Source organism: Comamonas sp. A7-5 (assembly GCF_039581385.1).
In the GTDB taxonomy this organism is placed as follows: Bacteria; Pseudomonadota; Gammaproteobacteria; order Burkholderiales; family Burkholderiaceae_C; genus Comamonas; species Comamonas thiooxydans.
Map to the genome: position 1 here is coordinate 1 of NZ_JBCPWO010000026.1, position 13434 is coordinate 13434.

Annotated in this window: 8 protein-coding genes; 3 read left to right on the forward strand and 5 right to left on the reverse strand. The window is 60.7% G+C overall.

Going from position 1 to position 13434, the window contains the following annotated elements; all coding sequences use genetic code 11:
* The 3 genes from AAIL67_RS23780 to AAIL67_RS23790 form a co-directional block, all read right to left on the reverse strand.
* A partial coding sequence (locus AAIL67_RS23780) for an Ig-like domain-containing protein (RefSeq protein WP_343485298.1) occupies positions 1-6334 on the reverse strand: 6334 nt, incomplete at its 3' end.
* Positions 6335-6543: 209 nt separating this feature from the next.
* Positions 6544-7326 carry an efflux RND transporter periplasmic adaptor subunit gene (locus AAIL67_RS23785; protein ID WP_224651095.1) on the reverse strand — a complete coding sequence of 261 codons (783 nt, stop codon included), beginning with the start codon at positions 7324-7326 and terminating at the stop codon, positions 6544-6546.
* A gap of 17 nt (positions 7327-7343) precedes the next feature.
* On the reverse strand, positions 7344-8885 hold the full coding sequence (locus tag AAIL67_RS23790; RefSeq protein ID WP_343485299.1) for a TolC family protein: 1542 nt from the start codon (positions 8883-8885) through the stop codon (positions 7344-7346).
* 380 nt (positions 8886-9265) lie between these two features.
* On the opposite strand from AAIL67_RS23790, the gene AAIL67_RS23795 reads away from it, so the two are divergent.
* A complete protein-coding gene (locus tag AAIL67_RS23795; protein ID WP_156507155.1) occupies positions 9266-9505 on the forward strand; it encodes a hypothetical protein in 240 nt (79 codons plus the stop codon).
* 384 nt (positions 9506-9889) lie between these two features.
* Here AAIL67_RS23795 and AAIL67_RS23800 read toward each other — a convergent pair whose 3' ends face one another.
* Both AAIL67_RS23800 and AAIL67_RS23805 read right to left on the reverse strand, forming a co-directional pair.
* Positions 9890-11125 carry an EAL domain-containing protein gene (locus AAIL67_RS23800; RefSeq protein WP_343485300.1) on the reverse strand — a complete coding sequence of 412 codons (1236 nt, stop codon included), beginning with the start codon at positions 11123-11125 and terminating at the stop codon, positions 9890-9892.
* A gap of 429 nt (positions 11126-11554) precedes the next feature.
* Complete coding sequence (locus tag AAIL67_RS23805; protein ID WP_343485301.1) at positions 11555-12250, reverse strand: RNA polymerase sigma factor; 696 nt, start codon at positions 12248-12250, stop codon at positions 11555-11557.
* Positions 12251-12440: 190 nt separating this feature from the next.
* On the opposite strand from AAIL67_RS23805, the gene AAIL67_RS23810 reads away from it, so the two are divergent.
* Positions 12441-13010: a ferritin-like domain-containing protein gene (locus tag AAIL67_RS23810; protein WP_063665190.1), complete on the forward strand. Its 570-nt coding sequence runs from the start codon at positions 12441-12443 to the stop codon at positions 13008-13010.
* Positions 13007-13405 (forward strand): cytochrome c family protein, encoded by a 399-nt coding sequence (locus AAIL67_RS23815; protein WP_063665191.1) that lies wholly within the window; start codon positions 13007-13009, stop codon positions 13403-13405. Before AAIL67_RS23810 ends, AAIL67_RS23815 begins: the two co-directional genes overlap by 4 nt.
* Positions 13406-13434: the final 29 nt, after the last annotated feature.

Genomic DNA, 13434 nt, shown 5'->3' on the forward strand with positions numbered 1-13434 from the left:
TCACTCCGGTGTTGTTCAGCGTGATCCGGTTGACCGTGCTCTCCAGGTTGACCGTGGGCGTAAAGGTCGCCGTCCAGGTGATGCCGCCGTCGCTGCTGCTGATGTTGCTCAGCGTGCCATTGGCCACCGTCAGGTCGGTATTGGTGAAGTCGTTCACCGCTTCGCTGAAGGTGATGGTCACCTGCGAGGTTTCACCGACCGCAAGGCTGGTGTCCGCCACGACAATGGTCGCCGTTGGGCGCAGCGTATCGATGGCGTAGTTGTTCGAGTCGGTGGTTCCCACTCCCGCATTGCCCGCCTTGTCTGCCACACCAGCGTTGTTCAGCGTGATCAGGTTGCTGGTGGCCGTGGTGTTGGCGGTCGGCGTAAAGGTGGCCGTCCAGGTGGCGCCGCCATCGCTGCTGCTCACCGCGCTCAGGGTACCGTTGCTCACCGTCAGGTCATCATTGGTAAAGTCGCTCACCGCTTCGCTGAAGGTGATGGTCACCAGCGAGGTTTCACCGACCGCAAGGCTGGTGTCCGCCACGACAATGGTCGCCGTTGGGCGCAGCGTATCAATGGCATAGTTGTTCGAGTCGGTGGTTCCCACTCCCGCATTGCCCGCCTTGTCTGCCACACCAGCGTTGTTCAGCGTGATCAGGTTGACCGTGCTCTCCAGGTTGGCCGTGGGCGTGAAGGTCGCCGTCCAGGTGACGCCGCCATCGCTGCTACTGATGTTGCTCAGTGTGCCATTGGCCACCGTCAGGTCGGTATTGGTGAAGTCATTCACCGCTTCGCTGAAGGTGATGGTCACCAGCGAGGTTTCACCGACCGCAAGGCTGGTGTCCGCCACGACAATAGTCGCCGTCGGTCGCAGGGTGTCGACAATCACGCCAGACGTCGCGCCCAGGCCGTTAAGGGTCAGATCTAGGTTGTTGCCAGCGGCATCACGGACGCGGCCACCATTGAGGTCAAGACTGGCGCTGACGCTGATGCCGTCGGCATCGTTGTCGCCAGCTTGGACGGTGTACTGAAAGACCAGGGTCGAGGTACCAAAGCCTGAAACCAGATTGGCGAAGACGGTGTTGCCACCGATGTCCAGCGCCAGGCGCGGGACGCCGTTGACCATAACCGCTTCGCTGGTGTTGACCACGAAGGCGAGGGTATCCCCGGCATTGTAGGGAGCACCGGCCGGCACGCTGACGCTGCTGACCGTGGGCACCACGGCATCGACCAACACACTGGTGGTGCTCGCCACGCTGTTCAGGCCTGTGTTGATGTCGTTGCCGGCGCTGTCACGCAGGGTGGCACCATCGGTCTGGATGGACGAGCCCAGGGTGATGCCGTTGGTGTCCAGCTGACCGCTGGCCACCACTAGGCGGAACACCAGGGCGCTACCACCGCTGCCGCTGAGGTACTGGGCATAGACAGTGCCGCCGGTGTCAAAGGTCACCGCAATGCGCGGTATGCCACTGGTGGCGTCGACCGTGACGTTCTCACTGAAGTTGACGGTGAAGTCAAGGCTCTGCCCCGCCACATAGGTGCCACTGGCCGGCACGCTGACACTGGTGACAGTGGGCGCCACGCCGTCGACAACCAGGTCGGCATGACTTGCCAGGCTATCGCTGCCGGACAGATTGGGCAGCGTGAGGATAGCGACGTCGTTCGCGCCGTTGCGGATCTGCGCGCCGTTGAGCGACAGCGCCGTGGTGCTCGCGTAATTGAGATCGGTGCTCAGATCGCCGGCCTGCACGGTATAGACGAACGTCAGCGTGTTGCTGCCGCTGCCGCTGACGTAGGTCGCCGTACGATCGATCGCGCCGGTTTCCAGCAGCAGGGTCGGCGTGCCGCCGTTGCTGTCGACGAAGACGCTCTGGTCGAACTGGACCTGGATCTGAATCTGGTCGCCGACCTTGTAGGTGCCATCGGGCGTGCTGGTGTCGACGCCGAGGACCTGCGGGTTGGGCTGCTCGACGGAAATCTGGATGGTGTCGAAGTCGGTCTGGGCTCCCCCGGTGCCCGTCATGCCCATGTCGTTGCTGATGATCTGCAGCGCCGCACTGCCGTAATAGCCGGCGGTGGGCTGGAACGTCATGCCGTTGAGTGCCGCGTTGATGCTGGCCAGGGTGCCGGTGAAGGTCATGCTGCCATCACCCGTACCCGTGCCTACCAGGAAAACGAGGCCGCTGAAGCTGCTCAGCGAGATCGTTCCATTGGCGGCCGTGAGGGTCACTTGCATCACACCGCCGCCGGCATCCACATCGCTGATCGAGATCTGGTTGCTCTGGCCGGCACTGAACACCAGCGAGCCATTGCTCAGCATGCTCTGGCTGCCCGGCACGTTGTTCACCGGTGCATCGTTCACCGCATTGACGACGAGCGTCACGACCTTGGTGTCGGTCTGCGCGCTACCACCAGAGTTGCCGTTGTCGTTGATCGACACCGTCAGCAAAACGCTGCTGGTCTGGTTGGGAGCCGTCTGGAAAAAAACATTGCCAGCGGCGACAAAGGCATTGATATCGCTGAGCGTGCCGGTGAGCGTCAGCACGCCGGTCCCGGAGTTGAGCACGTTGACGCCGCCACCGGTGGTGGCGGTCAGTGCGCCGGAGGCGACCGAGAAAGTCGCGCTGACCGTACCGTTGCCGGCATCGACATCACTGAAACTGATGCCGGTGAGGCCGCTCGACACATCCTCCGTTACCGAGATCGCGCCCGGCACGGTGACCACCGGCGCATCGTTCACGGGCGACACATTGAGGGTCATGGTGGTGCTGTCGGTGGTGGCGCTGCCGGTATCCACGCTGATGGCCAGCGTCACGTCAGCGGCGGCATTGGCCGCCGTGATGTAGGTCACCTGGTTGCTGGCGATGAAGCTGTTGATGTTGGCCAGCGAGCCGGTCAGCGTCAGCGCGCTGGACGTACCGCCCACGGTCACACCCGCCGCGCTGACCGCGCTCAGGCTGCCGGAGCCGACGCTCAGGGTCACGGTGCCGCTGGTGGAGTCGCTGTCGCTGATGCTGATCTGGCTGATGACCGAGGCGCTGTCCTCAACGACCTGGGTGCTCGCCGGCGCCCAGATGACGGGCGAATCGTCCACCGCCGTGAGGGTGACGCTGCGGGTCACGGCGGACGCGTTCAGGCCACCGCCATCGGTCACCTGGAACTGGATGGTGCGGGTCGCGGTGTTCGGGCTGTCGGACAGGTTGTTGTAGGTCACCGAGCGCAGCGCCGCCTGCCATTGCGCCAGGCTCGCCTGGTTGCCCGCCGAGCTCAGGATCAAGGTGCCGGTGGTGGCGTCGAAGCTGGCGGTGATGTTGCCCATGGTGGCCGGGTTGTTGGTGAAGGCCAGGACGTCCTGGCCCATCTGGTAGTTGGCGACGCTCACGGTCGCCTGGAGCAGGTTGGGACCGTCCGGGTCGGCAAGGGTCACGCCGGAATCGATGACCACCGGCGTCGAGGTCACGTTGTTGCCTTCGACCCAGGAGGCGCTGCCGGAACTGCTGGTCATGGTGGGCGCATCGTTGACCGCCGTGACAGTAACGGAGGCGGTGTCGCTGCCGATGGAGAACGCCGTGCTGCCGCCGGTGCTGGAGGCATTGGCCTTGCTGCCTTGCATGCCGGCGGTGGCACCGCTCTGGTCCCACGCCAGGAAGGTGAAGGAAGCCGTGGTGCCATTGATACCATCGGGCACGAAGCGCACGCGGTCGCTGCTGCGCAGCAGCAGGGCCGAGGTAGCGGAGACCGCTCCGGCATCCTGCCAACTGGCACCGCCATCGAGGCTGTACTGCCAGGTGCCGTTGCCGCTGTTCAGGCTGGTGACGGCGATACCCTTGAACGCGCCGCTGTCGACATCGGTGTTGTTGCTGCCGTACAGCGAGCTGACCTGCACGCCCACGTTGTCGGTGCTGGTGTCCGTCAGGCCTGGCAGGGTCGGCGCAACCGGGGTGAGCACGGGCGCGTCGTTGACCGAGCTGACGCTCAGCGATGCCTGCGCGATGCCGGTCGAGAACGCCGTGCTGCCGCCATTCACGCTGGTATCCGCCATAGTGCGTGTGCCGTTGGAGGAGGCCGTGCCGATGCTCTGGTCCCAGGCGCGGAAGGACAGCGTGGCGGTTTCGCCGTTGCGCCCATCGGGCACGTAGCGCAGTTGGGTGCTGGTGGACAGCAGCAATGCCGAGGTGCTGGACACCGCGCCGACATTGGTCCAGGTCGTACCGTCGGTGGAGTATTGCCAGATGCCATTGCCGGCGCTCGCGGTCAGCGCGATACCGCCGCCGGGGCCGTCGGCGTCGGCGTAGCTCAGGCCGGCCAGCAGGTTGCCGACGGTGGTCGCCTGGGAACTCACGTCTTCCGAGGTAGCCGCCCATACGTAGGGCCCGCCGGACAGCGTCGGTGCATCGTTCACCGCGTTGATCGATACCTGCGTGGTGACCAGGTTGGAATCCGCGCCGGCGCTGTCGGTGACCGTGAAGTTGATCTGCCGGGAGTTGTCGGTGCCGCCGAAGGTCGGGTCGTCCGAGCTGGAGTAGAAACCGACCGAGCGCAGAGCGGCCTGCAGCGCCGCCGCGTTGCCAGAGCCAGAGCCAGAGCCAGAGCCGGTGATGGTCAGGGTGCCGGTGGCGCTGTTGTAGCTTAAGAAGAAGCCGTTCTGGGCGACAAAGGTCAGCACATCGCCGCTGCGCACATCGGCGATGACGACCGTGGCCCTCTGGAAACTGCTGCCATCGTCCACCAGCGTCAGGCCAGGGTTCAGGATCGAGCTGGAGCCGTTCTCGGTGAAGCTCACCACGCTATTGGCCGGCGACAGCACGGGGGCGTCGTTCACCGCCACCACGCTGAGTGCAACGCTGGCGCTCGCGCTGGTGCCGCCGTCGCCGTCGGTGATCGTTACGCTGAGTGTGCGCGCTGTCGTACTCGGGTCGAAGCCGTTGCTGTTCAGGTAGGTCAGGTTGCGCACGAGCGCCTGGGCGGCGGCCGCGGTAGCCGCGGAGTTGAAGGTCACCACCAGGTTGTTGCCGCCGCTGCCGCCGGTATAGCTCCCGATGACCACGCCGCCGTAGGTGACGTTGACGCCGGACACGCCGATCTCGCCGGCACCGGTGCCCTGGTTGCGAATACCCAGCACATCCTCCAGCGATTGCCCGCCCGAGGAAATGGCCACGCTCAACTGGCCGCCGTCGAAATTCGCCGAGTCGCTGTCGGTCACCACAGCATTGCTGCTGGTGTCGAGCAGCACATAGGGGCCGTTTTCGACATAGATGACGGAGTCGCCATGGAGGTTGGCAATCACCGGTGGCGCGTTCGCTGTGACCATGATGTCAAAGGTGTCGGTCACCGCTCCACCTTTGCCGTCGAAGGCCGTCACATCGATGCTGAATCTGCCGCTATCGCCATGGCCAGGCGTGCCGCTGAAAGTGCGGGTCGCTGTATCGAAGCTGAGCCAGGCTGGCAGAGCACCGCCTCCGGTCAATCGCGCGCTGTAAGTCAGCGTATCGCCGGCATCCGCATCGCTAAAGGTATTGGCTGCAAACTGAAATTCGAAGGCCGTCTCTTCGCGGGCAGTCCGGTCGGGTATTGCGTTGGCAACAATGGGAGCGACATTGGTAATCGGCGCCGCAATCACCAGGTCATCGATATCGAGATAGATCAGCTCTCCCGGCTTGCTTATGAAGCTAATGCTGGTGATGTTGTAGAAGTTCGCGTTGTTGGAAAAATCGACGTTTGAGTGTGTTGTGTCGGTCGCATACTCCAGAGCCAAGCCACCTGCCGGTGTCAGATAAAAAATGTTTGACGGACCACCAGAGGCTTGGGCGTCCTCTACAAAGAAACTCAGACCTATCAGGCGGAAGGCGCTGCCATCGGCCAATTCGATCTTGATACTGGTCGCACCCTCACCGAACGTATCAAAGCGGAGGTAGTTGTCAGGCCCCAGCCCTTGCCCAGGCGGAGCAAACTGCGCATTGGTCAGAAAGTGGTCGTAATTGCTGCCCCCCGGCCCGGTGACGGTGTACCTGAAACCATCCAAGACAAAGGTGTTGCTTCCTCTGATCTCATGCGTGGGGTTGTCATCAAAATTTTCACCTGCGGGAGCGCTCAGCAATCTGCCATAGGCCTTTTGTGCTTCAAACATCGGCCCATGGCGCAGACCACTGGCAATCTCCGCCGCAGGATCTGCGCCCTGGGCCACATCCGCCGCAGCGGCGACCGCTGCGCCATCAAACATAAAGCGCTGCTCCAATGCCAGCGGACGCACGGCAGATACTGGCCGCGAACGCTGGGAAACATCGGTCTTCACGGTCTGTGTCGTCAATGACTGTGTCAGACGGCTCCAGAATGAGCGAGATTTGCGGGTCATCAAAGTGTCCTTCCTGTGTGAAGGTGGCATGGCGCTTGCCTGCCTTGCAGTTTCAGACCGCCGGCTTGCCCTCTTCCCGGGAGCTGTCGGTCTCGTGCTATCGGACTATAAAAATATGAGCTCCTGGCGCCTTTCATATATAGACTTCAGAATTAAATTGATCTGAAACCTTTGAATGGCATGCGCAATATGCTCTTGTATTTGAATGTCTAGGGCTTGCCGGTCTGGGGTGGTGCCAGCAGCACCTGCCCGCTCATTCCGGCGATCAGCTCGGTAAACTTTCCGTGAATGGCCGCATTGACTTTCACCGACTGGCTCACCGGGTCCACGCGCGCAGCCAGGCGCTGCACCTTGGCGGGATAGGTTTTGCCGGTCTCGTCAATGCGCACCTGGAATTCCGAGCCCGAATGCAGCCAGCTGAGCCAGCGCGAAGGCACCAGAAACTCCAGCTCCAGCGCGGAGTCGTCCAGAATGTCCAGCAGCGCCTGGCCCGGCTGCGCATATTGCTGCTCGCGGATCTTCTGCTCGGCCACACGACCGGCATAGGGCGCGGTGATCTGGCATTTGCTCAGCAGGCTGCGGTTGGCGGCGACCTCGGCCCTGGCCTTGTTCCATTCGGCCTGAGAGACATCCAGCTCCACCTTGCCGACGGAGTTCAGCTCCGCCAGGCGCTGGTTGGCCTTCCAGGTCTTCTCGGTGGCATCCACGCCCGCCTGGGCCTTGTTCAGCTGGGCCTGTGGCAGGCTGCAGTCAAACTGCACCAGCAACTGTCCCTGACGAAATGCGCCCCCCTCCACCACGGGCAGACGCTGCACCTTGGCACCGATCTCTGCTGCCAGAGTGGTGTAGCGGCGCGGTGAAAGCTGGGCACGGATCTCACGCTGGTCCAGCACGCTGGGCAAGGGGGCTTGAGTCTTGAGAAGGCTCTGGACTGCCGAGCCGTGCTGGGCGTGGGCGGTGAGCGACAGGCCCAACGCCAGGCCCAGAATCAAAGGAGACACGCAAGACTTCATTGGAATTGGCCCGCGTCCCAGCTTTGCAGCGATTTACCCACGGCCTGCGTGAGTTCGGGCAAGGGCATTCTGTCCGAGCCTTCGATCACGGGCTCCATGCCCAAGGTGGCTTGCAGGCGGGAGCTGGCGGCCTGCATATTGGATTGGGCCTGATACCGGCGCAGCACGGAAAGAATGGTCGTGGTCTGCTGGGAGACGCGCTCAAGCGCATTGAGCTTGTCGGCCTGCACCTGATTGTTCACATGCTCGGACAGGCGCTGGTCCACCGAGGCAATGGTCTGCGCTCTTTCATACTGGCGCACGGCGTTCGCAAATTGCAAACGCGCTACATGCAGCTGTGTCAATACCGCCATCTGGGTAGCCAGACGACGCTGATCGGCCAGTTGGACACCCGCATCGGCCAGCTGACGCTGCGCAGGCAGTGACAGCAGCCCCAGCAGATTGAAAGAGATCTGCAGGCCCGCATCCTGCCAGCGGTCGTTGATCAGATAGCTGTCGCTGCTCTTGTTGATGCCGTAGTTGAAGGAAAGGCCGGGGAACATGCGCAGCATGACGCGCTTGGTCTCTTCGTTGGCGATACGGGCGTTGTAGAGGCTCTCGCGCAGATCCGGGTTCAGCAGCAGGGCCCGGTCCTCCAGCTTGTCCACCGGCTGCTCCAGCCAGCGCTGGGCATTCGAGGCTGCAGGCTCGATCACGCGCAGCGGCTGGTTCAGCTCTGCGGGCGAGACCCCCATCAAGGATGCCAGCTCGATGCGCGAGGAAGACAGCTCCTGCTGAATGGCCTCCAGCAGCCGGATGTTCTCCAGCAACTGGCGCTGATAGCGCAGCGGCTCCATGGGGGAGCGCAGTTTTTCCGCTTCGACCTTGCGCGAGTCTTCCAGGGCTTTGTCTGCATCCTGGCCTGCGGTCTGCAGCGAAGACTCCAGGGCCTGGGCCGCAGCCACACGCCAGTAAGCGATACGTACATCCTGGATCAGCGTGTGTATGGCCTTGCGGCGACGCTCAGCCGCAATTTGGGCGCGATCGGCATGCTGGCGTGCGGCGTAATAGCTTTGACCGAAGTCCAGCAGGCTCCATGAGAAGCTCAGCGAAGCCAAGGTCGACTCACGATCCGACGAGATATAGGGATGGGCCAAGGAAGGCGCGCCCGTGACCGAGTCCGTGCTGCGGCTGATCAGGTCCTTGTCGCGGTAGCGGTAGCCGGCCGAGGCCACCAGCTTGGGCAGCATGTCGAACTTGGCAACATTGGCCGTGCCCTGGGCCACTGCCTCTTCCATGCCACGCAGGCGCTGGGCTGCGTTGTATTTGATGGCCCGCGCGATCGCCTCTTCCAGGCTCACGGGCCCGGTCAGCGAAGCAACGTCCTTGCCAAGGCTTTGCCGATCGGCCTGAACCTGGGACTGAATTTCTTCCGTGGAAAGAGCCTGGCTTGTCAAATTGGCGCAGCCGGTGAGCCAGATGGCCGAGCCTAGCAGGGCTGTGAGCCGGACACGGCCACGAAAATTTGTCTCAGACCGGTGGTAAGCAAAGGCGTTCATATCTGCAGGGGGATAGTGACGAAGGCTGTTTGACAAGAAGACACCGGCGAGCTCTAGCAACAAGCCCTCAAAAAGTATGCAAAAGTCTTAATTGTCAAAAAATGTGCCAAGAATATTAACTAGGCAAGGACTGCAAGGGCAATCACTGAAATCAGGTATTTTTTCTGCCAGAAGCACCATGCAGCCGCACTCATTTTTTGCCCCAATTGGTGCATTGAGTCCTTGGTGGTGACTGGTCAAGCGATTCGCTTGTGATGCAGTGTGTCGCTGCCTGAGGCTGCCTCCAAAGCCGCTTCCGGCCGGAGACAGCAAGGCGCTCTTTCGGGTTTTCTCAGGGCTTATGGCTCAAAGCTGGCTATTGGAGATTCCAGCCCTGAGCGGTGAATCTCGGATCAACACCGTTCGCAAGCGCGCTTGCCACGCATTCCGAGGCATTGGAAGACGCGCAACAACGCCCACCAGGCACATCAAACTGCTGCACCAGCAAAGCCAGGCAGTTCAATCGCGGCAACTCCATCGTCAAGCTTGAGAGATTTGGACGCCCAATGGAAATCGACCGCAACATCATGGGCGTGACGATTGCGGTCGATGATGCGGAAATGCCGCGTGAAGGGTCCTGAAAACCCCGGCAATCAATCCTGGTCGCTACCTTGCCTCAGGTCGTCCGCGACCGACGCGACAAAGCTGACGCAGAGCATCAATACCATGAGCGCAAAACTGACAAGTAGCCATTTCATCGCGTCCTCGTGCAATTGATATTTGCAAACAGTATGCTCGCATTGATTGACGGCACTAAATAGATGTTTACGCTAGGGCCCAGCACAGACCAAGCACCTGTCATCCGAAGCTCCGTGCCCTCTACAAAAGAGTCACGAGAAAAGCCAAGGCCTACTCGATGCAGGCGTACGAAGCTCGCAAAGTCACCTGCCTGCTGAACGAGATCAGCTGCCAGACACTGAAACAATGCCACCGCCCATGCAGCGACACATCCCACAGCACACCGACTAGTGAAGCGAGAACACAGCCGCAGCATCAATCTCCAGTGGCCTGGAAAGCAGATACCCTTGCGCACAATCCACTCCCAGCCTTTGCAGCATATCCAGCTCTTCCGGCCGTTCAACGCCCTCTGCAATCACCAGACTTCCTATTTCATGCGCGAAGCTGATGAGACCTCTGGCCAGTGCACGCCGCTTCTCATCTGTATCGATAGAGTGAGTAAGACTCATATCCAGCTTGATGATCTCGGGCTCGAGATTGAGGATATGCCGCATGCTGGAATAGCCTGCACCAGCATCGTCAACCGCCAGTTTCACGCCCCGGCGACGGTAAGGCTCCAGCCCAATGGCAAGAGCCTTGTAATCCTTGACCGCAGCATGTTCTGTAATCTCCAGGACCAGACGAGAGAGATCATCAATGCCATCAAGTAGTTGATGGAATTTGCTGCTGAGCAGCAATTGTGGCGAGCAGTTGACACTTACGCTGCTGCTGGCGGGCAGCCGCTCCAGCGCTGGCAGCACCTTGGAAACAGCACACAGCTCCAGATCGATGCCCAAACCGGCCTTGTCTGCCACATCGAACCAATAATCCGGCGCATGCCTGGGCTCGACATCAAAACGCGAAAGGCTCTCAAATCCGCAGATGGCCTTGTCACGCAGACTGCAGATCGGCTGGAAAACCATCCTCGGATCACCGTGTGCCAACGCGGACCGGACCTCACCGACCAGCCGTGCCTTGACCCGCTCCTCGGCAGCCTGCTCTTCGATACGGTCTGCCAGGATCTCTGCAAATGCGCGCAGCAATTGCATGTCGCGCTCCCCTAGCGTTGGATTCGGGAGGTAGCTGAAGCAGCAAAGCGTCCCATACACATGCCCATCCGTGAGACGGACGGGAACACTCAAATGGGACCCAATTGGCATTGCATGTGTTGCAGAAATGTGCTGAGTAGCCGGCACACGACTTGTGTCCGGAATGCATTCGGGCAGCTCGCCATGCACGACCTTCAGACAGTATCCCTCCTGCATGGGAATGCTCTGGCCTTGATGGAGCGGCCCACCCGAAACACTGTCCAAATGCCTGAGCACCCGTTCGGCGGCGCCGAAGTGTGAGACAAAGGCGATATCCATTCCCAGGTGCTTGCGAACCGCACGCAGTATGCGATCCACTCCTTCTGCACACACACCTGATCTCATCAAATGATTGAGATGGCGATTTCCGTCAACCTCCAGATCGTTCATCTGCATGCCCCCTCTTACATACAGTCGACTCACACGGCTTTTGTCAAAATTCAATCTGGAAAAGCATGCAATGTGAAGCGATGACCATCGATATCCAGCAAGTGTCTCAGCAGCGGCCGTGGCGAAAATGTCAATCAACCCATTAGTTTCGCCATCCACCTGGATTCCCGCTGCTGCTCCAGGCAGGTTTCCGCGGTGAGTTCTTCTGTATGACGGCTTCGTGGCATAAGTCGCCACCTGTTGTCCGCTTTGAAGCCTCCTCTCATCTTCGCTCCACCCAAAAGTAGAGAGCCCACCCCTGGGAGGTCTACGCATGAAGAAATCCAGAGTTAGTGAAGCGCAGGTTGGCTACTTGCCTCGGGCAGTCCGCTCTTGTGCGAATCAGCCCTGCATCTGCTGCATGCTCGTCAGAATCAAGAACTCAAGCATGCCTGCTTAACGCAGGGGCAGTCTTGCCCGTACCAAGGACACGATGCGATTGCACCGCTCCCCATCGAAAGTGAAGGCGTCGCTGAGCGCCATATCCAGATCCTGTGAAAGCCCTTCACGAAGCATGCTTCGTGCACGGAAGAAGCGCGTGCGCACCGTGGCCTCTGGAATTTCCAGTATCTGCGACACCTCTTCCGCACTCATCTCTTCCACCCCGCGCAACATGAAAACCCGGCGGAAGTCATCGGGGAGCAGGTCAATGCGTGCCTCCATGATTTGACGCAACTCCGAACGCATGGCTGTTCGGTCGGGGCCACGGTCCATATCGTCGTGTTGCCAACTGGCATCCGTCTGCTGCGTCGATGCCATCACGGACTCCAGCGGCACGATCTTCAACTGACGACGTCTAAGCTGTCCAAGTGCTTCGTTGACGACAATGCGTACCAGCCATGTCGACAGCTTGGCATCCGCCCTGAAATTTCCCAATGCCTGCCAAGCCTGCAAATAGGCCTGCTGAACGACATCTTCGGCATCCGTGTCACTTTTCAAGATGGCTCGCGCAGTGCGGAACAACAAGCGATTGTGGCGCCGCATGATGGCCTCGAAAGCCACCTCATCGCCAGCTGCAGCTCTGAAAGCGAGCTCCAGATCCGAAGCATCAGCAACCGCAGAGCTGTGGTTCGAAGGTTGAGTGTGCGGCATGTACGCCTCCTTTGACCATTGGATGGTGTATCCGCGTCCTGCGTTCCCGTGTCGATCTGATTCTCGGCCCTGCTGCCAACAGGGCCGGAACATGGTGACGCGCCGATCCATCCAATGGATGAGTGCTTGCCCTGGATGCCGGATTTTCGGTCTCCCAAAGCAGGCCTCGTCACCGACGAAGGAGTGCATCATGTCGTTTTTGCATATCGCTCATCCACAGGAGGCCCGCCGCCTCTTTCTTGGCCAATCCGGGCTGATGCTTTCAGGTGCCGCTGTTGCGCTGTTAGCCGGCCGTGAAGCGCTAGCTGCCAAAACCGGCGATGGCAAAGCCCAGGACACTCAAATCCTGAACACCGCCCTGAGTGCAGAGCTAGAGGCCATCGCTGCTTATCAGTTGGGAGCAGAAAGCAAACTGCTGCAACACTCGGTGCTGGATCTGGCCCTGACCTTCCAGGGCCATCACAAAGCGCATGCGGAGCTACTCGCCAAGACGGTTGAAAAACTGGGCGGCAAGCCGGTAGTGCCCAAGACTGCTTACAACTTCCCAGCAAATCAGCTGAAATCACAGGAGGATGTGCTGCGCTTTGCGGCACGACTGGAGCAAGGGGCCGTCAGTGCTTACCTGGGAGCCGTTCCCTTGTTCGGCAATCGAGAACTATCCAAGGCTGCGGCCAGCATTCTGGGCGATGAAGCCATGCACTGGGCAATACTGCGCCAGGCAGTGGGCGAAGCACCGGTCCCCACGGCATTCGTATCATGAACACCGAACAGTGGCTGCTGCTTGGCACGCTGTCGTTCGCGGCGACAGTGCATGCAGCACCAGACAAACTTCCTGGCGAGCAGATATACGCCCGCTGTGCGGCCTGCCATGCGCTGGCATATGACCGAGTGGGACCGCATCATTGCGGTCTGCTCGGACGGCGTGCGGGCACGGTCGCCGGCTTTGCCTACTCGGATGCCATGAAGAATTCCGGCTTCATCTGGGACGAAAAAACACTCGATCGTTTCCTGGCCCAGCCCATGAAGGTCCTACCAGGTACAACGATGACATACGCCGGAATCCCTGACTCCAAGGAGCGTAGCGACTTGATCGCCTACCTCAAGCAAGCTAACGATTCACAAGAGTGTCATTCACTTCGAGCACTCCCGCATTGAACGCGTAAGCCCCTTGCGGCCCGTCGCAA